This window comes from Methylobacterium sp. J-067, from assembly GCF_022829465.1.
GTDB lineage: Bacteria > Pseudomonadota > Alphaproteobacteria > Rhizobiales > Beijerinckiaceae > Methylobacterium > Methylobacterium litchii.
The window spans coordinates 1-19801 of sequence record NZ_JAKSXZ010000128.1 but is presented as its reverse complement, the minus strand read 5'-3'; the positions used below and the strand labels follow the sequence as shown (position 1 = coordinate 19801).

19 protein-coding genes and 1 pseudogene are annotated in these 19801 nt (G+C 70.1%); 8 read left to right on the top strand and 12 right to left on the bottom strand.

The genetic code is table 11. The features are described 5' to 3' along the window. Both MKK52_RS18215 and dusB read right to left on the bottom strand, forming a co-directional pair. Entirely contained in the window at window positions 1-1134 is a 1134-nt protein-coding gene (locus MKK52_RS18215; protein ID WP_243956178.1) for a two-component system sensor histidine kinase NtrB, read from the bottom strand. Beyond that, entirely contained in the window at window positions 1131-2144 is a 1014-nt protein-coding gene (dusB, locus tag MKK52_RS18210) for a tRNA dihydrouridine synthase DusB (RefSeq protein ID WP_243956175.1), read from the bottom strand. The genes MKK52_RS18215 and dusB overlap by 4 nt, the downstream gene beginning before the upstream one ends. A 156-nt stretch (window positions 2145-2300) precedes the next feature. Here dusB and MKK52_RS18205 point away from each other — a divergent pair. After that, window positions 2301-3556: pseudogene (locus MKK52_RS18205) on the top strand (bifunctional 2-C-methyl-D-erythritol 4-phosphate cytidylyltransferase/2-C-methyl-D-erythritol 2,4-cyclodiphosphate synthase). Between the two features lie 19 nt (window positions 3557-3575). On the opposite strand, the gene MKK52_RS18200 reads toward MKK52_RS18205, so the two are convergent. Then, window positions 3576-3965, bottom strand: coding sequence for an MAPEG family protein (locus MKK52_RS18200; protein WP_243956174.1), 390 nt, complete (start codon window positions 3963-3965; stop codon window positions 3576-3578). A gap of 98 nt (window positions 3966-4063) precedes the next feature. On the opposite strand from MKK52_RS18200, the gene MKK52_RS18195 reads away from it, so the two are divergent. Further along, window positions 4064-4564, top strand: coding sequence for a CinA family protein (locus MKK52_RS18195; RefSeq protein ID WP_243956173.1), 501 nt, complete (start codon window positions 4064-4066; stop codon window positions 4562-4564). 107 nt (window positions 4565-4671) lie between these two features. Further along, window positions 4672-5856: a sensor domain-containing diguanylate cyclase gene (locus MKK52_RS18190; RefSeq protein WP_243956172.1), complete on the top strand. Its 1185-nt coding sequence runs from the start codon at window positions 4672-4674 to the stop codon at window positions 5854-5856. Window positions 5857-5860: 4 nt separating this feature from the next. Here MKK52_RS18190 and MKK52_RS18185 read toward each other — a convergent pair whose 3' ends face one another. Further along, window positions 5861-6316, bottom strand: a complete 456-nt coding sequence (locus MKK52_RS18185) for a type II toxin-antitoxin system RatA family toxin (RefSeq protein WP_243956171.1) — start codon at window positions 6314-6316, stop codon at window positions 5861-5863. A 16-nt stretch (window positions 6317-6332) separates the two neighbouring features. Continuing rightward, a complete protein-coding gene (lipA, locus tag MKK52_RS18180; RefSeq protein WP_243956170.1) occupies window positions 6333-7310 on the bottom strand; it encodes a lipoyl synthase in 978 nt (325 codons plus the stop codon). 261 nt (window positions 7311-7571) lie between these two features. Between lipA and MKK52_RS18175 the strand changes: the two genes are divergently transcribed. After that, entirely contained in the window at window positions 7572-9008 is a 1437-nt protein-coding gene (locus MKK52_RS18175; RefSeq protein ID WP_243956169.1) for a tetratricopeptide repeat protein, read from the top strand. Here the strand turns inward: MKK52_RS18175 and MKK52_RS18170 are convergent. The 7 genes from MKK52_RS18170 to MKK52_RS18140 all read right to left on the bottom strand — a co-directional run bounded on the left by MKK52_RS18170 (window position 8959) and on the right by MKK52_RS18140 (window position 15830). Then, window positions 8959-9591, bottom strand: coding sequence for a DUF4254 domain-containing protein (locus MKK52_RS18170; protein ID WP_279597912.1), 633 nt, complete (start codon window positions 9589-9591; stop codon window positions 8959-8961). The two genes, MKK52_RS18175 and MKK52_RS18170, sit on opposite strands and share 50 nt — an antisense overlap. Next, window positions 9588-10553: an FkbM family methyltransferase gene (locus MKK52_RS18165; protein WP_243956452.1), complete on the bottom strand. Its 966-nt coding sequence runs from the start codon at window positions 10551-10553 to the stop codon at window positions 9588-9590. The genes MKK52_RS18170 and MKK52_RS18165 overlap by 4 nt, the downstream gene beginning before the upstream one ends. Before the next feature lie 130 nt (window positions 10554-10683). Beyond that, entirely contained in the window at window positions 10684-11415 is a 732-nt protein-coding gene (locus tag MKK52_RS18160; RefSeq protein ID WP_243956165.1) for an MIP/aquaporin family protein, read from the bottom strand. 47 nt (window positions 11416-11462) lie between these two features. Further along, window positions 11463-12968 carry a glycerol kinase GlpK gene (glpK, locus tag MKK52_RS18155; protein ID WP_243956164.1) on the bottom strand — a complete coding sequence of 502 codons (1506 nt, stop codon included), beginning with the start codon at window positions 12966-12968 and terminating at the stop codon, window positions 11463-11465. 63 nt (window positions 12969-13031) lie between these two features. Continuing rightward, on the bottom strand, window positions 13032-14564 hold the full coding sequence (gene glpD, locus MKK52_RS18150) for a glycerol-3-phosphate dehydrogenase (protein ID WP_243956163.1): 1533 nt from the start codon (window positions 14562-14564) through the stop codon (window positions 13032-13034). Window positions 14565-14638: 74 nt separating this feature from the next. Then, window positions 14639-15436, bottom strand: coding sequence for a DeoR/GlpR family DNA-binding transcription regulator (locus tag MKK52_RS18145; RefSeq protein ID WP_243956162.1), 798 nt, complete (start codon window positions 15434-15436; stop codon window positions 14639-14641). 121 nt (window positions 15437-15557) lie between these two features. Continuing rightward, on the bottom strand, window positions 15558-15830 hold the full coding sequence (locus MKK52_RS18140; RefSeq protein ID WP_243956161.1) for a hypothetical protein: 273 nt from the start codon (window positions 15828-15830) through the stop codon (window positions 15558-15560). 164 nt (window positions 15831-15994) lie between these two features. Here MKK52_RS18140 and MKK52_RS18135 point away from each other — a divergent pair, with 164 nt between their 5' ends. From MKK52_RS18135 to MKK52_RS18120, 4 genes are all read left to right on the top strand, one after another. Next, window positions 15995-16495: a chemotaxis protein CheW gene (locus tag MKK52_RS18135; RefSeq protein ID WP_243956160.1), complete on the top strand. Its 501-nt coding sequence runs from the start codon at window positions 15995-15997 to the stop codon at window positions 16493-16495. A 6-nt stretch (window positions 16496-16501) separates the two neighbouring features. Continuing rightward, window positions 16502-17977 carry a CheR family methyltransferase gene (locus tag MKK52_RS18130; protein ID WP_243956159.1) on the top strand — a complete coding sequence of 492 codons (1476 nt, stop codon included), beginning with the start codon at window positions 16502-16504 and terminating at the stop codon, window positions 17975-17977. Between the two features lie 2 nt (window positions 17978-17979). Further along, on the top strand, window positions 17980-18513 hold the full coding sequence (locus MKK52_RS18125) for a chemotaxis protein CheW (protein WP_243956158.1): 534 nt from the start codon (window positions 17980-17982) through the stop codon (window positions 18511-18513). A gap of 25 nt (window positions 18514-18538) precedes the next feature. After that, window positions 18539-19801, top strand: a 1263-nt coding sequence (locus MKK52_RS18120; protein ID WP_243956449.1) for a methyl-accepting chemotaxis protein, incomplete at its 3' end; no start/stop codon positions are given.

Below are 19801 nucleotides of genomic sequence, written 5' to 3'. Positions count from 1 at the left end.
TCATGGCTCGACATTGGGCTCGCGCCCGTCACGCGCACTCGACATCGGAAGAAGGATGCGGAACGTCGTCCGGCGTGGGGCGGGATCGCACTCGACGATCCCTCCATGGTCGCCGACGATCTTGGCGACCAAAGCAAGACCGAGGCCGGAACCCTGTGCCTTCGTCGTCACGAACGGGTCGAACATGTCGCTCAGCATCTCGCTGGTGATGCCGGGGCCGTTGTCCCGGATCGCCACCTCGATGGGCAGGCTCACCCGCTCCCGCGAGCCGGGGATCTGCAACCGCAGGCCGGTGCGGAAGGCGGTCGCCAGGGTGATCTCGCCCTCCACCGCGTCCGGGCCGATGGCTTCGGCGGCGTTCTTCACGAGGTTGAGGATCACCTGAACCAGCTGGTCGCGGTTGCCGAGGACCGGCGGCAGCGAAGGGTCGTAGGTCTCGATGAAGCGGATGTGACGGGCGAAGCCCGACTGCGCCGAGCGCTTCACCTGATCGAGCACCCCGTGGACGTTCACCGGGCCGCGCTCGGCCGGGCGCTCGTCCCCGAACAGCTCCATCCGCTCGACGATGCGCACGATCCGGTCGGATTCGTCGCAGATCAGGCGGGTGAGCAGCCGGTCCTCCTCGGCGCCGGTGCTTTCCAGCAACTGCGCCGCGCCGCGGATGCCGGCGAGCGGGTTCTTGATCTCGTGGGCGAGCATCGCGCCCAGCGCCACCATCGAGCGCGCCGCGCCGCGGTGGGTGAGCTGGCGGTTCATCTTGTCCGCGATGGTGCGCTCCTGCAGCATCATCACCACGGCGTCGCCCTCATCGAGGGGCGTCGCGAACACGTCGACGCTGCGCTCGGTGCCGAGGCGCGGCTGCGTGAGGTCGACCCGGTACTCGCTGACGCTCGCCCGGCGGCGGCGCACCTCGTTCACCAGGGAGATGATCGGCGAGCCGAAGGGGATGATGTCGCGCAGGCGCCGCCGCTGCATCAGCCGCGCCGAGTATTCGAAGAACGCCTCCGCCGCGTGGTTGCACTGGAGGATGCGCTCGTCCCCGCCGATGGTGAGCACCGGCAGCGGCAGGGCGTTGAGCACGGCCTCGCTGCCCGAGAGCTTGTAGCCGGGAGGGGGAAAGTCGTCGCCGCTCACGCCGCTTCCCTCATCATGGGCTCCGCGCCCGCGAAGGCGCGCGTCAGGAGGGTCAGCGCCGCCTGCGGATCGGTGGTGGTCAGGAGTGCCGTGCGCTCCGTCCCGCTCAGCGCCCCGCCGGTCTCGGCATAGGCGGCGAGATGCTTGCGCGCGTGGCGCACGCCCATCTGCGGCCCGTAGAGCGCCAGCAGTCCTTCGTAATGTTCGGCGGCCAGGGCGGCCTGCTCCGCGCGGGTCGGGGCCGGCACCGCGCGGCCCGCCAGCGCCGCCGCCACCTGCCCCACGAGCCAGGGCCGTCCGGTCGCCGCCCGGCCGATCATCACCCCGGCCGCGCCGGAGGCGGATAGGCAGGCGCGGGCCTCGTCCAGGCCGGTGACGTCGCCGTTGGCGATGACGGGAATCGACACCGCTTCGACCACGGCGCGGATCGCCGGCCAGTCGGCCCGGCCCTTGTAGAATTGCTGCCGGGTGCGGCCGTGGACCGTCACCGCGTTGAGCCCCAGCCGCTCCGCGCGAGACGCGAGATCGGCGGCGTTGCGGCTCGCATCGTCCCAGCCGAGGCGCATCTTCACCGTCACCGGGATCGCCACCGCCGCGCGCGCAGCGGCGAGCAGGCGCTCTGCATGGTCGAGGTCGCGCATCAGCGCCGAGCCGGAGGCGATGCCGGTCACGATCTTGGCCGGGCAGCCCATGTTCACGTCGATGGCGTCGGCGCCGTTCGCCTCCGCGAGGCGGGCGGCCTCCGCCATGGGCGCGGCCTCGCAGCCCGCGAGCTGGACGATGTGGGTATCGATGCCCGCCCCTTCCGCCCGAAGTGTCGCCTCAGCCAAGCCCTTCGCGAATTCCCGCGCGGCGACCATCTCGGAGACGACCGCGCTCGCCCCGCAGCGCAGGGCGATGCGGCGCATGTGCAGGTCCGTCACGCCGGACAGCGGCGCCAGCAGGCAGAGCGGCGGGTCCTCTGCCGAACGTCCACGGCGCAGGGCGCCCAAATAATGGTCAGTCTTCATTCTGCTCAACAATGAGGCAAAGCGGGGCCGGACGCAAGCGCGGCCTTTGCGTTGATTTCGCCCCCTCCCCCGCTTAAACGCAGGGCACGTTTCACAGGTATGGCGCCGGCCGCGCGGCAGGTCTGCCGCCGTTCGCGCCGGGATTTCCACCGCCCCATGTCCGCCCCCGCAGAGAGTGAGAGCGTCGCCGCCATCGTCGTGGCGGCCGGGCGCGGCATCCGCATCGGCGGCGGGGTGCCCAAGCAATACCGGCGCGTCGGCGGGCAGGCCGTCCTCACGCGGACCTTCGCGGCGCTCGCCAGCCACCCGGCCATCGCGACGATCCAGCCGGTGATCGCCGCCGACGCGGCGGACTTCTTCCGCGAATGCCTCGAAGACCTCGACCCGGCGATTCGCGCCCGCATCGCGGAGCCCGTCGAGGGCGGCGCGACGCGGCAGATGTCGGTGCGCGCCGGGCTCGAGGCCCTGGCCGGAGGCGAGGCGCCGTCCATCGTCCTCGTCCACGACGCGGCGCGGCCGTTCATCCGGCCGGAGCTGATCGCGCGGGCGATCCGCGCCGGGCGGGATTACGGCGCTGCCGTCCCCGGAGTGGCCGTGACCGATACGGTCAAGCGCGTCGAGGAGATCGAGCCCGGCATCGGCCGCGTGGTCGAGACCCCGGCGCGGGAGACGCTGCGCGCGGTACAGACCCCGCAATCCTTCGCCTTCGGCCCGCTGCTGGACGCCCACCGGGCGGCGGCGGCGCAGGACCTCCATGCCTTCACCGACGACGGGGCCCTCGCCGAATGGGCGGGCCAGCCCGTCGTGGTGTTCGCGGGCGACCTCGACAACCGCAAGATCACCCAGGCCGCCGACCTCATCGAGGCCGAGCGGGCCTTCTCAACCGCCACGCCGGAGCGCCAGCCATGACCCAGTATGTGACCCGCCTCGGCACGGGCTTCGACGTCCACGCCTTCACCGAGGGCGATCATGTCTGGCTCGGCGGCATCCGCATCCCGGCCGACCGGGGCGTGCTCGCCCATTCGGACGGGGACGTGGCCCTGCACGCCCTCACCGACGCGCTGCTCGGCGCCATCGCCGACGGCGACATCGGCACCCACTTCCCGCCCTCCGACGAAAAGTGGCGCGGCGCCTCGTCGGACCAGTTCCTGGCCCATGCCTGCGGGCTGGTGCGGGCGCGGGGCGGCCGGATCGACCACCTCGACATCACCGTGCTGGCCGAGGCGCCGCGCATCGGCAAGCACCGCGAGGAGATCCGCGCCCGCATCGCCGCCATCGCCAAGGTGCCGCTGAGCGCCGTGTCGATCAAGGCGACGACGACCGAGAAGCTCGGCTTCGTCGGCCGCGCCGAGGGCTTGGCCGCGCAGGCCGCCGCCACCGTGCGCCTGCCGGACGAGGAGGCGGGCGCCTGAGGGCGCCCCCCGTCCCGGATCACACCAGCAGCAGCACCGCCGCGACCAGCACCGCGCCGAAGGTGAGTAGGATGCCGCCGCCCCGGCAGGCGAACTGGCGCGGGGAGTTGGCGGGGGCGAACATGCCCACCGGGTGCAGCAGGCGGCCGACGAGCAGCGCGATCAGCAGGGCCTGGACGATGGTGTGGCTGGCGCCGCGCCCCTCCAGCAGGCCGATCAGGATCAGCGCGATCGGCACGTACTCGCCGAAATTGGCTTGGCTGCGGATGCGCTTCTGCAGGTCGGCATCGCCGCCGTCGCCGTGCAGGACGTTGCCGGAGAGGCGCCCGGCCATCACCCACCCCGACAGGCCGAGATAGACCAGGGCGAGGATCGCCGCGTAATACGCCGTCGTTGCCGGAAAGATCATGAGGCCACCGTCTCCATGGTTGAGCAGCCCTGCAACGCGGGGCTAAGGTCGAAGCTTCCGCGACATAGGGCGCCTGCGGCCCAAGGAAGTCCTCGCCCGTGATCGACGATCCCGACCTCCTCGCCCGCGCCGACGCCCTCGTGGCGGCCTATACGCGCGCCGGCCGTACCCTCGCCACGGCGGAATCCTGCACCGGCGGCCTCGTCGCCGCCCTGCTGACGGCAGTGCCGGGCTCCTCGGCGGTGGTGGAGCGCGGCTACGTCACCTATTCCAACGCGGCCAAGGCGGAGGCCATCGGCGTCGATCCGAACCTGATCGCGCGCCACGGCGCGGTCAGCGAACCAGTGGCCCGCGCCATGGCCGAGGGCGCGCGGGCGGCCTCCCGCGCCGACGTCGCGGTCGCCATCACCGGCATCGCCGGGCCGGGCGGCGGCAGCGCGGAGAAGCCCGTGGGGCTCGTCCACCTCGCCGTCGCCGGGCCGCACGGGACACACCACCTCGCGCGCCGCTACGGCGATCTCGGCCGGGCCGGCATCCGCCGCGCCGCCGTCGCCGATGCATTGTCTCTCCTCGAAGGTGCGCTCGCGCCGGCCGAGTAGAGGGCGACGACGGGCTTTCAAGCGAAAGCAAACAAGCGGCCTTAACCACGATCGAACGCGAAGGCGGTGAAGTAAGGGATTATTCGATCGCGGTGGTGATACTGCCGATGCATCTCGCTGTGACCACGATGCAGATCGATCTCCACACTCTCTACTTCCTTCTCGTCGGCACGCTGCTCACCGGGGCGGCGATGATGCTGTGGGAGCGGATGGCGCAGCCGTTCCGCGCGACGGAGCTCGGCTTCTGGGCCTCCGGCTCCGTGATCTTCACGGCCGGCGCCATCATGGCGATGAACCGCTTCAGCCTGCCCGGCATCACCGGGCTCGCAGCGGCCAACATTCTGTTCGTGTTGGGCTACCTGACGTGGCTGCACGGCGTGCGCCTTCTCGACGGGCCCGTCGGCGGCGTGCGCTGGTACGCGGCCCTGCTCCTCGCCCTCGCCCTGCTCTGGGCGGTGGCGGGGGTGCATTTCCCGGCGGCCTTCTGGAACCACGTCGCGGCGCTGCCCATCGCGGCGATCTGCGGCCTGACCGCCCTCGTCACCTATCGCTGCCGGGCCCTGCGGCGCCTGCGCTCCCGGCCCCTCGCCGTGGCGATCCCCGCCGGGCACGCCCTGTTCTACTGCGCCCGCGCCTTCGTAGTGCCGCCGCTCGCCGCCGCCTACGGCCCCGACATCCTCTCCGTGGTCGCCAAGATCACCATGTACGAGGCGGTGCTGTACTCGATTGCGGTGCCGATGACCTTCGTCTCCCTGGTCCGTGAGGAGGCGCAGGACCGCCTGCGCGCCGCCGCGCGGACGGATTACCTCACCGGCCTCTCGAACCGGCACGGCTTCTTCGAGCAGGGCGAGTTCATGCTGGCGGCGCGCGGCACCGACGCCCCGGTCTCGCTGCTCGCCTTCGACCTCGACCACTTCAAGGCGATCAACGACCGCCACGGCCACGCGACCGGCGACGCGGTGATCCGCCTGTTCGCCACCGTGGTGCGCGACCTGATCCGCGACGTCGAGGTGCCGGACCCCGTGGTGGCGCGGCTCGGTGGGGAGGAGTTCGCGGCGCTGCTGCCGGGGCGCGGCCTCGCGGAGGCGCGCCGGATCGGCGAGGCGGTGGCCGCGCGGTTCGCGGAAACCTCCGTCGAGGGCATCCGGGCGACGGTGAGCGTCGGCCTCGCGGAGGCGCGGCCCGGCCGGAGCGATCTCGGCCAGCTTCTCGCCAACGCCGACCGGGCGCTCTACCGGGCGAAGGCGCTGGGGCGGAACCGGGTCGAGGTGGCGGGCCCGGCGGCAGCCTGAGCGGTCAGGCGACGCCGTAGATCCGCGCCGCCCGGCCCTCGAAGGCGTCGGTGAACTTGCGGAAGGCGCGGTCGAACATCGAGCCCATTAGCAGGCCGAGCGCTCGGCTCTTGAACTCGTAGGTGATGAAGAAGTCGACGTCGCAGGTGCCGCCCTCGGCCTCCTTGAACGTCCAGCGGTTCTCCAGATGCCGGAACGGGCCGTCGATGTACTCGGCCACGATCTTCCGCCCCCCGGGATCGAGGGAGACGCGGGTGGTGAACCGCTCGCGGATCGCCTTGTAGCCGACGCCCATCTCCGCGATCAGCACATGCCCACCCTCCGGCATGTCCTGCCGTCGGATGACGCGCAGGGACTCGCAGAGCGGCAGGAACTCGGGGTAGCGTTCGACGTCGGCAACGAGGTCGTACATCTGCTGGGCAGTGTGCCGCACCCGGCGCGTGACCCGGAAGGATGGCATTCCGAACGGACTTTCCTCAGGCGGACAGCGTGGGCGACAGCTTGGCGAGCCGGGCCGCCTGAAGCCGGGAGAAGTCCTCGCCGGCGTGGTGGGACGAGCGCGTCAGCGGCGTCGCCGACACGAGGAGGAAACCCTTGGCGTAGGCCGTGGTTTCGTACCCCTTGAACTCGTCCGGCGGGACAAAACGCATCACCGCGTGGTGCTTCTTCGACGGTTGGAGATACTGGCCGACGGTGAGGAAATCGACGTCCGCCGAGCGCAGGTCGTCCATCAGCTGGAGCACCTCGTTCCGCTCCTCCCCGAGGCCGACCATGATGCCGGACTTGGTGAAGATCGTCGGATCGAGCTCCTTCACCCGCTGCAACAGGCGCACCGAGTGGAAGTAGCGGGCGCCGGGGCGCACCGTTAGGTACTTTGAGGGCACCGTTTCCAGGTTGTGGTTGAACACGTCGGGCCGGGCCGCGACGACCGTTTCGAGGGCGCCGTCCTTGCGCAGGAAATCGGGGGTCAGGATCTCGACGGTGGTGCCGGGGCTCGCCCGGCGGATCGCGGCGATGGTGCGGGCGAAATGCTCCGCGCCGCCATCCTTCAGGTCGTCGCGATCTACCGAAGTGATGACGACGTGGTGCAGGCCGAGCTTGGCGACGGAATCACCGATCTTCTCCGGCTCGGCGGCGTCGAGGCCTTCCGGCAGGCCGGTGCGCACGTTGCAGAAGGCGCAGGCCCGCGTGCAGGTGTCGCCCATGATCATGAAGGTGGCGTGCCGCTTCTCCCAGCACTCGCCGATGTTCGGGCAGCCGGCCTCCTCGCAGACGGTGACGAGGCCGTGCTCGCGCACGATGGCCCGCGTCTCGCCCCAGGCCTTGGAGCCCGGCGCCTTGACGCGGATCCAGTCCGGCTTCTTCAGCGCGACCTGCTGGTCGGGCCGGTGAGCCTTTTCCGGATGGCGCGGCGGCCGTGGGTCATTCTTGAGGATGTCGAGGACGACGGCCATGGGCAACCGGGTCGCGCCGGGGCGCGCATTCAGAAAGGATGCCGCTGACTTAGGCGCTTCATGCCGCCGCCGCAAACGGGCGCGACCACGGAGCGCGACGAGAGCCCGCTCTTGTCTCAAGCCACCGGGGGGTGAAGGAGCGCCGGAGGACCTAAATGCCAACAGGTTGCGTTGGCCGCGGCTCCGGGAGTCCGTCATAATATCGAGGGTTGTATAGCGGGTTATTCTCTATTTTTGGCTGATTGACCACAGCTCTCGGGCATGAATGATGGGCGCAAGACGGTTGGGGTACTATATCTGGCAATGAACAACGTGGGGGATGTGGCGGCGAATGCCATCGCCACCGGAGAGTTCGAGGCCGCAGAGGCGATGTTGACAGCCGCCCTCGCGACCGATCCCGGCGATGCCATGGATCTCCGCGTGGTGCTCGCCCAGTGCCTCTCGAAGCAGCTGCGCTTCGAGGAGGCGATCGCGCTATGGATCCGCATTCTCGAGACGCCGGACGTGCCCGGCGGCGCCAGGTTGTCCGCCACCAACGGCCTCGCGATCTGCGCCATGCAGAGCGGCAAGCCGGGGATCGTCCGCCCCTACGTCGACCGCATGGGTTTCCGGACCTCGCCCTATCCCAGCGACCGGTGCTGGCGACCCCGCATCCTGGGGGTGGCGGGCTACGTCGAGGAGGCCGAGGCGGAGTTGCGGGAGCTGCTGGCCGAGTGTCCGGGCGACCCGTTCATCACGCATATGCTCGGCTCGACGATGATGCAGCGGGGCGATCCGGCGGGACAGCTCCACGATCTGGCTTATTCCAGCCGCGCGTTCTTCGGCCCTTATTACCCCCACACGCCGCTGTTGGACCGGATGTGGGAAGGGGAGCCCCTCGAAGGCCGATCTCTCGCGATTATACCGCATGGCGGCTACGGCGACTACTTCCAGTTCGTCCGCCATGTGCCGCAACTGCGGCGGCTGGGCGTCGGCCGCATCGTCGCGGTGGCCCATTCGCGGTGTCACGGGCTGATCCTGAGCACGGGCGTCGATGCCGTCGTCGACCAGGACGAAGCCGAGGAGGCCCGAAGCGCCTGCGACCTATGGGTCACGACCTTTGGACTCGCGCGGGCCGGCGGTACGAGCGCCGCACCGTATCTTCGGGCGCCCCCGAGCGCGGGGGTGGACGCGATCCTCCGAAGCATGCGGGCGCGAGCGGCGGGCCGCCCCTGCATCGGCCTCTATTGGCACAGCGACATGCAAGGGGGCGAGATCAAGAGCATTCCGCTCCCCCCCCTCGCCCCCGTCTTCGCTCGAAAGGACATCCATTGGGTCGTCCTGCAGCGTGGCTTCGCCCTGCGGGAGATGCGGAGGGCTGGGGTCGGCCTCGACGCCACGGTGATGGGCGAGGACATGACCTTCGACGAGTCGGGCGCGCTCATCACCGGGCTCGACGGTGTCGCGACGATCTGCGCGTGGCCGTTCCATCTTGCCGGCGCCCTTGGGACCCGGACCTGGCTGCTGGCGGGCCGCGTGATGGACGCCCGGCACATGAACCGCGAGCGGGAGTCGGTGCTCTATCCCGGTTGCGCCACGCTGGTGCGCCAGCCGTCGCCGGGAGACTGGCCCGGTGCCATCGCCCGTCTGATGGCGGAGCTGGATGCCTTCATCCTTGCGCGCGGTCTTCCCGTGCCTCCCGCACCAGCGCCATGTTGAAGCGCGGGTCGTTGTACATCTTGAATTGGCGGTAGGTGCGGAACCGCGCCCGTCCCCTGCGGCACTCCCTGAGAAGGGCGTCGAGGCAGCCGGACAGGTCGGCGCGTTGCATGCGGAGCTGCGCGAGTTTGCCCGCGCAGTTATCCCGGTGGGCGTCGTCGACGTCCGTCCGCGCGATCTGTGCCGCCATGTGGAAGATCTTCAGGCTGGCGATCGAGAGCCGGTCGATGATGGAGCCCGGTGTTTCGCTGTTCAACCGCGCCGGCCCTGCGACGGGCACCGACAACAGCGCTTCGAGAACCTCGTCCATGCGCTCGACCGCGTCGTTGCGTGCCTGATTGAAGCGGTCGATCGCCCGCTTGTTGGCGGCGATCTCTGCGTCCCCTACGTGGATCCGCCGGGCGAGATCCTCCTCGGCCCAGAGCTGCATGTTGTTGCGGTGATTGTCCGTCAGGGCGAGCCAGAGCGGCGTGGTCTCGCTCGGCGCCACTAGGCTACCATCCGTAAAATAGGCCCTCGTTCCTTCGGCATGGAAGGCGGTGACGGCAACACCCGTGATGGGGAGGGAAGGGTTTCGGCTCATGCGTCCCGCATCAATAGGAGATCGCAGGAACTCAGGGCATTGGTCTCGTCGAGTCGGGAGCGGATCGCCGCGATACCGGTCTCTGTCGCCGGAAAGTGCGGCACATCCGGTGCATTCACCATGATCAGGCGCGCGAAATGCTTGCATAGGAAGGCTTCGAGGTCGTCCAGCATGCCGTTGCGCCGGAGGCCATAGGGCCAGAATTCGACGACGAAGGCAGCCCCGCCCGCGATGGCGGCCGGCGCCCCGCGTAGCACCTGTAGCTCCCACCCTTGCACGTCGATCCAGATCAGGGAGCGCGGCAGCGCGCCCGTCAGGCCATGGTGGATCAGGAGATCATCCACCCGCGTCGAGACGACCGTGCAGGTCGGCCAGTTCTCCTCCCCGAACGCCCCAGGCTCGGAGAAATGCTTGACCCGGTGATCGCCCTTGTTGTCGGGCGAGATCTGGATTTCCAGTTCCTCGCCGGATTCGGCTCCGGCGGCGGCATTGACCACGACCACACGATCTTGAAGATCGTCGAGGTACAGGTTGGCCATGAGCGTGCGGTAGTTCAGCCGGTCCGGCTCGACCGCGAGAACCTGCTCGGCGTGACCTCGAGCGATTGCGGGGATCGTGACCGTGCCGAGGTTGGCACCGACATCGACGAGCAGGTCGCGCGGGCCGCCGAGGAGCGCCACCGCGCGCTCGAAGCTTTCGAACTCGAAGCTGCCCGTCCTGGCCAGGGAACGGGAGATATAATTGTCGTGCTGGAGCGAAACGAAGACTTCCGGCCCTGCATTGGACAGGCTGAAGAGGCTGTCGTGGCTCTCTTCGTATTCGATCTCCCGCAGTTCCGGCAGGTTCGTGGTGCGCGCCAAACGGAGCATGGCGCGCCAGAGGTTGCCGAGCTGGCCGGTATCCACCAGCCCGGATGGGCGCAACGTGTGCGGGTTCTGGCTATGTGTCGACACATAGGACATGACCCGCACGCCGCCCGTCTCATCGCTATTGATGCAATGCGACGCTTATAGAACTTCCGTATTCCGCCATCTACTGCGTTAAGATTGAATATAAAACAGAAGATCTATTCGAGATTGTATTGCCTCTCTGTTAGATCCCAAGCAGCCGCACGAACAATCCCGCCAGGATCGCCCCGATGGCCGGCCCCGCCACGGGGATCGGCGCGTAGCCCCAATCGGACGAGCCCTTGCCCGCGATGGGGAGCACGGCGTGGGCGATGCGGGGCCCGAGGTCGCGGGCGGGGTTGATGGCGTAGCCGGTGGTGCCGCCGAGCGAGAGGCCGATGCCCCACACGAGCATCGCCACGAGGTAGGGGGCGACGCCGCGCGGGAAGGCGCCGGCATTGCCGGAGGTGCTCGCCACCAGGGCGGCGATGGTGAGGACGAGGAAGAAGGTGCCCACGATCTCAGAGATCATGTTGGCCGGCGCGTTGCGGATCGCCGGGCCGGTGCAGAACACGGCGAGCTTCAGGTCGGCCTCCGGCGTCTCCGCCCAGTGCGGCAGGTAATGCAGCCACACCAGGACCGCGCCGAGGAAGGCCCCGAGGAACTGCGCCGGCAGGTAGATTGCGAGCTTCGTATAATCGCCCGTGCTGATCGCCCCGCCGAGTGTCACCGCCGGGTTGATATGGGCGTCGGCACTGCCGGTGGCGTTCGCCACGAACACCCCGGCGAGCACCGCGAAGGCCCAGCCGGCGGTGATGCCGATCCAGCCCATCGCCTCGCCCTTGGAGCGCTTCAGCAGCGCCCCCGCCACCACACCGTCGCCGAGCACGATGAGCGTCATCGTGCCCAGCATCTCGCCCAGGAACGGCGATGCCATGACGTATTCTCCCCGTAGTTGCAGTCTTGTTCTGGTTCGGCGGCCGATCAGTCCTCGTCGGCCTTCCAATCGAAGGAGCGTTCCACCGCGCGGCTCCACATGGCCGCGGTGGTCTCGCGGCGGGCGGCATCCATCTGCGGCGTCCAGCGCTTGTCGACGCCCCAGTTGCGCTTGAGGTCGTCGAGGCCCTTCCAGTAGCCGACCGCGAGGCCGGCGACGTAGGCCGCGCCCAGCGCCGTCGTCTCCGAGACCTTCGGGCGGACCACCGGCACGTCGAGGATGTCGGCCTGGAACTGCATGAGGGTCCCGTTGGCGACCATGCCGCCATCGGCCCGCAGCTCCTTCACCGGGATGCCGGAATCCTTGGCCATGGCCGCCAGCACTTCGCGGGTCTGGAAGGCGGTCGCCTCCAGCACCGAGCGGGCGATGTGGCCCCGGTTGGCGTAGCGGGTGAGGCCGATGATCAGGCCGCGCGCGCCCTCGTTCCAGTGCGGCGCGTAAAGCCCCGAGAAAGCCGGCACGAAGTAGACGCCGCCATTGTCCTCGACGGTGGCGGCCAGGGTCTCGACCTCGGCCGAATCCTTAATCATGTGCAGGTTGTCGCGCAGCCACTGCACCAGAGCGCCGGTGATCGCGATGGAGCCTTCGAGCGCGTAGACCGGCTTCTGCCCGTCGAGGCGGTAGCCCAGCGTGGTGACAAGACCGGCCTTCGAGGGCACCGCCTCCTCGCCCGTGTTCATCAGCGCGAAGCAGCCGGTGCCGTAGGTGTTCTTGGCCTCGCCGGGGGTGAAGCAGGTCTGGCCGAACAGGGCCGCCTGCTGGTCGCCGAGGATGCCGGCGATGGGCACGCCTGCGAAATCGCCCTTTGCCTCGCCGTAGACCTCGCTGGAGGAGACGATCTTCGGCAGCATCGCCCGGGGGATGGCGAATTCCCGGAGCATCCCCTCGTCCCAGTCGAGGCTCTTGAGGGACATGAGCTGCGTGCGGCTGGCATTGGTGACGTCGGTGGCGTGCAGGCCGCCCTCCGGGCCGCCTGTCAGGTTCCAGAGCAGCCACGTATCGATGTTGCCGAACAGCACGTCGCCGGCCTCCGCCTTCTCGCGGGCGCCGTCCACGTGGTCGAGGAGCCAGCGCAGCTTCAGGCCGGAGAAGTAGCTCGCCAGCGGCAAGCCGGTGAGGTCGCGAAACCGGTCGCGCCCGCCCTGGTGGGCGAATTCCGAGACGAGCCGGTCGTTGCGGGTGTCCTGCCAGACGAGGGCGTTGTGCAGGGGCTTCCCGGTCTTGCGGTCCCAGATGACCGTCGTCTCGCGCTGGTTGGTGATGCCGATGGCCGCGAGGTCTTGCGGCGTGAGGTTGCCCTTGGCCAGGGCCTCCCGCATCACCTTCTGCGTCTTCGCCCAGATCTCGGCGGCGTCGTGCTCGACATGGCCCGGCGCCGGGTAGATCTGCGCGTGTTCTTCTTGCGCGACCGTGATCACCGTGCCTTCACGGTCGAAGACCATGAAGCGGGTGCTGGTCGTGCCCTGGTCGATGGCCCCGACGTAACGGCTCATCGTTTCCTCCTTGGTCGGTCCCCTCCGGTCTGAGGCCGGTTCGGGGTCGTGGGATGTGTGCGGTCAGGCCGCCACGGCGTGGCGGTCGAGATAGGTGGAGAGCCGCGCCGCGCTCTCGGGGCTCGTGCGCAGGCCGAGCTTCGAGCGGCGCCACAGGATGTCCTCGGCGCTCACCGCCCATTCGTGGTCGCGCAGGTAATCGACCTCCGCCGCCGTGAGGCCGCCGTCGAAGGCTTCGCCGAGGTCGGCCATCGTGGTCGCATGGCCGAGCAGGATCTCGACCTTCGTGCCGTAGGCGCGGGCGAGGCGCCGGGCCAGCTCGTCCGGCAGGAAGGGACGGCGCCGCTTCAGATCGACGAGGAAGGTGTCGAAGTCGGCGTCGGGCATGTCGCCGCCGGGGAGGACGCCCTCCCCCGTCCAGGCCGGCTTCAGGCCGGGGAAGTACGGCGCCAGCTTCTCCAGCGCGTGCTCCGCGAGGCGGCGATAGGTCGTGATCTTGCCGCCGAACACCGAGAGCACCGGCAGGCGCCCGCCCGCATCCTCGACATCGAGCACGTAGTCCCGCGTGACGGCCGAGGCGTTCTCCGCCGCGTCGTCGTAGAGGGGGCGCACGCCCGAATAGCTCCACACTACGTCCGACGGGCCGATCGCCGTCTTGAACGAGCGGTTGATGCAGGAGCAGAGGTAGTCGGTCTCCTCTCCCGAGATCGAGACCGGGCCGGGCTCGCCGTCATAGGGCACGTCGGTGGTGCCGATGAGCGTGAAGTCCCGCTCGTAGGGGATGGCGAAGATGATGCGCTTGTCGGGCTGCTGCAGGATGTAGGCCTGATCGCCTTCGAACAGCTTGCGCACCACGATGTGGCTGCCCTTGATGAGTCGCACGGCGGCGCGGGAGTTGATGCCCAGCGTGCCGCCGAGCGTCTTGCTCACCCAGGGGCCAGCGGCGTTCACCACCGCCTTGGCGCGCACGGTGCGGTCGGTCCCGCTGCGCTCGTCGTGCAGCCGCGCCACCCAGAGGTCGCCCTCGCGCCGCGCCGACGCGACGCCGGTGCGGGTCAGGATCGTGGCGCCGCGCGTCTGCGCGTCCATGGCGTTCAGCACGACGAGGCGGCTGTCCTCGACCCAGCAATCCGAATAGAGGAAGCCCTTGGTCAGGCGGTCCTGCAGCGGGCGCCCGACGGGCGAGCGGTGCAGATCGACCGATTCCGAACCCGGCAGCGTTCGTAACCGCGCCAGGTGATCGTAGAGGAACAGGCCCATCCGCAGCAGCCACGCGGGGCGCAGGCCCTTGTCGTGGGGCAGCACGAAGCGCAGCGGCCAGATGACGTGGGGGGCGAGGCGCAGCAGGCGCTCCCGCTCGGCCAGGGCCTCGCGGACGAGGCGGAACTCGTAATATTCGAGGTAGCGCAGGCCGCCGTGGATCAGCTTCGTCGAGGACGAGGAGGTGGACCCGGCCAGATCGCCCCGCTCCGCGAGCAGGACCGACAGGCCTCGACCGGCCGCATCCCGGGCGATGCCGGTGCCGTTGATCCCACCGCCGACGACGAGGAGATCGTAGACGTCAGGCTCTCCGCGTGGGGGCGAGGCGGTCGCCATGGGTTCCTCCGCTTGTTCGTTGCCGGCGATCCTAATCCCGATTCAAATTTTCGCAAGCGAAAATTGAATGTTCGTTACGGCTCATCGGCGACGGCCAGGGTCACGCCGTCGCGCTCCATCATGGCGGCGATGCCGGGCGGGGGCGGCCTGTCGGTGAAGAACGTGTCGATCTGCGAGAGATGGCCCGCCTGCACCATCGGGCGGCGGGTGAACTTGGTGTGGTCGGCCACGAGGAAGGTGCGCTTGGCATGGGCCAGGATTGCCTGCGTGGCGCGGACCTCCTCGTAATCGTAATCGAGCAGCGCCCCGTCCGCGTCGATGCCGCTGATGCCGATCACGGCCACGTCCACCCGGAACTGGCCCAGCGTGTCGCTGGTCAACTGCCCAAGCACGGCGCCGTCGCGGTTGCGCACGGTTCCCCCGGCCACGACGATGCGGAAGGCGGTGGCGTCGGCCAGCGACAACGCGACGTGCAGGTTGTTGGTGATGACGCTGAGGTCGTCGTGGCGGGTCAACTCGCGGGCGACCGCCTCCGGCGTGGTGCCGATGTTGACGAAGACCGAACAGTGCGACGGGATCCGGCTCGCGGCGAGGCGGCCGATGCGCGTCTTCTCCGCGAGCAGCGTCACCCGCCTGTCGGCGTAGTCGATGTTCTCGACGCTGGAGGGCAGGCCGCCGCCGCCCCGGTAGCGTTCCAGGCGGCCCTCGGCGCTGAGTTCGTTGAGATCGCGGCGGATCGTCTGGACGGTGACGCCGAACTGCCCGGCCAGGGCCTCGATGGTCATGAAGCCGCGCTGGCGCACGGCGGTGACGATGGCCTCGCGCCGCGCCTCGACGCCGCCCTCGCCCCGGTGCTCCACCAGTTGCGCCATCGATTCCTCCCGCCCGGCTCGTTTTCGCTTCGCAACATAACGGTGTCGCGCGGGCGCGCAAACGCGCCGTCCGGGAGGCTCTGCGCGAAAAAAAGGCCCGCGAGGCGCGGGCCTGATCGGCTTACATGCCGTGGCGCATCATCTTGCGGTGATGCATCTTGCGGTGGTGCATGCGCTTGTGCATCCGGTGACGCTTCATCATCGGGCGGCCTTCCGCCATCGGGGCACCGGCCATCGGGGCGCCCGTCATCGGGGCATCGCCCATGCGGCGCTCCATGCCGCCACGGGGGCCACCGGCCTGCGCGCCGGACGTGTTGTAGGGCGAGCCGCCCTGGGCGAAGGCCGAGCCGGCGATCAGGGTGAGCGCCGCGGCGCCGAGCAGAATGCTCCTCATGGGTGTAGTCCTTCCATCTGCGAGCGCTCGCCCCTCGCATGAACAGCGTCGCCGCGCCTCGCCAAAGCCGTCAACGAGGACATGGTTCCGCAGTTAAGACATTTTCGGTGGGCAATGACCGATCGAGAACGTCGGCTTACCCTGAGCCGTCTCGGGAGGCTGACGTGGCGGGCGAATCGACGGCCTATCTGATCCTGGACGTGGCCGGAACGGCCTGCGCCCTCCCCCGCGAGGCCGTTGCGGAGGTGCTGCCCCTGCCGGAATTGCAGGTTGCGCCGGCCTCCGGCGGCTGGCTGCTCGGCCTCGTGAACCTCGGCGGGCGCCCCGTGCCGGTGCTCGACCTCGCCGCGCTGCTCGGCCTGCGCGACGCCTCGGCCGGGCCAGGACTCTATGCCCATCTGATCCTGGCCCGCGACCGCTCCCTCGCGTGGCTCGTGGACCGGGTGGCGGATCTCAAGACCGTGACGCCCGACGCGCACCGCGCGGCGGATCCGGAGGCGAGTCTGAACGGTTGCGTCGCATCAGGCCTCGTCATCAAGGACCGCCTCGTGCCCGCCCTCGACCCCGAGCGCCTTCTCACCCATGCCGAGCGTGCGCGCGTCGAGGGGCTGGCCCGTGCCGCCGCCGCGCGCCTGTCCGCCCTGCCCGATCCCGCATCGGCCTGACCCCGGATGCGCCGGCCGGGCAAGCCCCGACCCGACCCCGCCGTCGAGCCCGCCTACGCGGCGCTCAAGGCGCGGATCATCGCGCGTACCGGCCACGCCTATTACAGCGACAAGGACGACCTGCTGCTGGAGCGCCTGTACCGCCGGATGCGGGCGACGGGGGCGCCCGATCTCGCGGGCTTCGCCGCCCTCCTCGACGAGCCGACCCAGGGCGAGGCGGAATGGGCGCGGCTCGAAGCCGAGATCACCATCGGGGAGACGTTCTTCTTCCGCTACAGCGAGCAGTTTACTGCCCTGCGCGGCACGATCCTGCCCGATCTCGTCGCCTCCCGCCGGTCGGAGAAGCGGCTGCGGATCTGGAGCGCGGGCTGCTCCACGGGGGCCGAGCCCTATTCCCTGGCGATCCTCGTGCGTGAGATCCTGGGCGAGGCGCTGCCCGAATGGCGGGTGACGATCCTCGGCACCGACATCAGCGCGGAGGCCATCGCCACCGCGCGGGCGGCCGAATACGGGCGCTGGGCCCTGCGGACGATGCCGCCGGAGGAGCGCCTGCGCTACTTCACGCACCTGCCGCCGCAGCCGGGCGTCCGCCGCGAGGGCGGGTTCGCCCTGCGGCCCGAGTTCCGGGCGATGGTCCGGTTCGCGCAGGGCAACCTGCTCAAGGTCGCAGAGCCTCCGGGTGGCGGGGAGGAGGGCTACGACCTCATCCTCTGCCGCAACGTGCTCATCTATTTCGACGCGGCCACCGTCACCCGCGTGGTCCACGGCCTCGGCCGGCGGCTGCGGCCGGAGGGCTGGCTCTTGCTGGGCCATGCCGAGCCGAACCCGACCTTCTCGGCCTTTCTCGATCCGGTCAGCCTGCCGGGCACCGTCGCCTACCGGCCGGGGGGATGTTCTTCTCCCGAGCCGGTGCTTCCCGTGCCGTTCATGCTTCCCGAACTGCCCGTCCTGGCGAGCGTCGAAAGGGTGGTCGAGGTCTCAAAGCCAATCCTGGAGCCCTCCTTCGAGGCCGCTGACGCAACACCTCAGGATGAGGTTGAGGGAGAGACCGAAGAGGGGAACGAGGACGCCGCCCCCCTCGACCGCGTGCGGATGCTCGCCGATGCCGGCGAGACCGGCGCGGCGTGGCGGGTCCTGCGGCAGGCCCTCGACGCGGACCCGACCCATGCGGGCCTGCGCTTCTACGAGGGGCTCGTGGCCGTGAGCCTCGGGCGGGAGGCGGAAGCGGAGCGGGCGCTGCGGGCGGCGCTCTACCTCGACCGCCACTTCGTGATGGCCCATTACCATCTCGGCCTGCTGCTCCTCGGCCTCGGCCGCCGGGTCGAGGCGGTCAGGGCCCTCGACAACGCCTTCGCCCTCAGCCAATCCCTTCCCCCCGACACGGTGCTGCCGGAAGGCGACGGGGCGCTGGCGCGTGACGTCGCGGCCGGCGTCTCCGCCGCGCTGGGCCGGAGCTTTGAGACGATGCGGGGGCGGGCCTGACCATGCGCAACGCGACGGAGCGCGATTCCACCCGCATCCGGGACATCAAGGCCGCGCGCACCCTCGCCCTCGCCCGCCGCGCGGAGGGCGCCGCCGCGCCGGAGCGGGCGACCTTCCCGTATCTCGTCTGCACCTGCGGCGACGACCGGATCGGCCTGCCCCTCGCCAGCGTGGCGCAGGTCCTGCCCGGCCGCCCCTGCACCCCCGTGCCGGGGACGGCCCCCGCCCTCTCGGGCTACGTCGCCCTGTCGGGACGGATCGTGCCGGTGATCGGCCTCGCCCGCGCCCTGGGGCGGCCTGACGCGTCGGACGGCACCCGCGACCACCTCGTGGTCCTGCGCCGGGAGCCGCCCGTCGCCCTCAGCGTCGGGCGGGCGCTCGCCATCGTGCGCGCCGTGCAGGACGGCGCCCAGCCCGAGGGCGAGGACGGCCCCCTGGGAAACGGCTCCGCTTCCGCCTATGTCCCGGCCGCCGAGGGCAGCCCGGACTTCACCATCATCGACCCGGCGCAGGTGCTGCGACGGGTGATCGCCTGACCCTCTGACCTTCCGGAGCCCGGCCCTGACCATCTCGATCGGACGACGCATCCTCCTCGGCTTCTTCGCCGTCACGGCCGTGCTGGTGGCGCTGGGCCTCTACGCCATCGGGCAGGTCGGCGCCGTGCGCGAGACGACGGACCGCATCGTCGCGCGCGACCTGCTGATCATGCGCCAGCTCGACGAGCTCGGGAACCAGACCCGCGACCTCGGCGTGCTCCGGCGGGACGCGGTGATCGCCTCGCTCCTGAAGGCGCAGGGGCGGCAGGCGCGCGAGGCGGATATCCTCACGCAGTGGCGCAAGAACAGCGCGTCCTCCGACACGCTGTTCGGCGATTTGTCGCGCGAGGCCGCGGAGTTCCGGAAGGCCGCCATCTCGTCCGACCGCGCCGCCACCTTCGAGAAGCTGCAGGCCGCCCTGGCCCTGGCGAGCGACACGTTCCGCCGCTACCGCGACAGCGGCGAGCGGCAGATCCAGGCGGCGGTCGACGGCAACATCCAGGCGGTCGAGGACGGCAACGAGGAACTCGGCCGGCAATACGCGGCGACCACGGCGGCGGTGGAGCGTGCCCGCGCCTCCCTCGACGAGAGCGTCGCGGTGGGCCAGCGGGTGGCGACGGAGATCTACGAGCGCTCGCGCCTGTCGATCACCTTCACGCTGCTGGCGGCGGTGCTGCTCGCCTTCCTCGTGACCTACCTCGTCACCCGCGCCGTGGTGCGGCCGCTGAACACCGTGATGGCCTTCGTCGGCAAGGTCGGCGACGGCGATCTCACCGGGCGCCTGCGCCTCGGCGGGCAGGACGAGATCGCCCGCCTCGGGCGCACCCTCGACGGCATGGTCGAGAGCCTGTCGGACCTCGCCCGCACGAACCGGGCGGCGACCGCCGACCTCAACGCGGCGGCGGCCGAGATCCGCGCCTCGGCGCAGGAGCAGGCGGCCTCCGTCGAGGAGCAGTTCGCCGCCGTGCAGGAGACCGCCGCGACGGTGGACGAGATCACCCATTCCGGCGCGCAGATCTCGAAACGCGCAAGCGAGGTCATCGCCACCGCCCAGGCCACGGCCAAGACCTCGCGACAGGGCCTGCGCGCGGTCTCCGACACCGCCCAGGCGATGGACGCGATCCGCGAGCAGGCCGAGGCGGTGGCCGGCAACATCGTCGGCGTCTCGGAGAAGACCCAGGCGATCGGTGAGATCATCGAGAGCGTCAACGACATCTCGGAGCGCACGCATCTGCTCGCGCTGAACGCGGCCATCGAGGCGGCGGCGGCCGGCGAGAGCGGGCGCAGC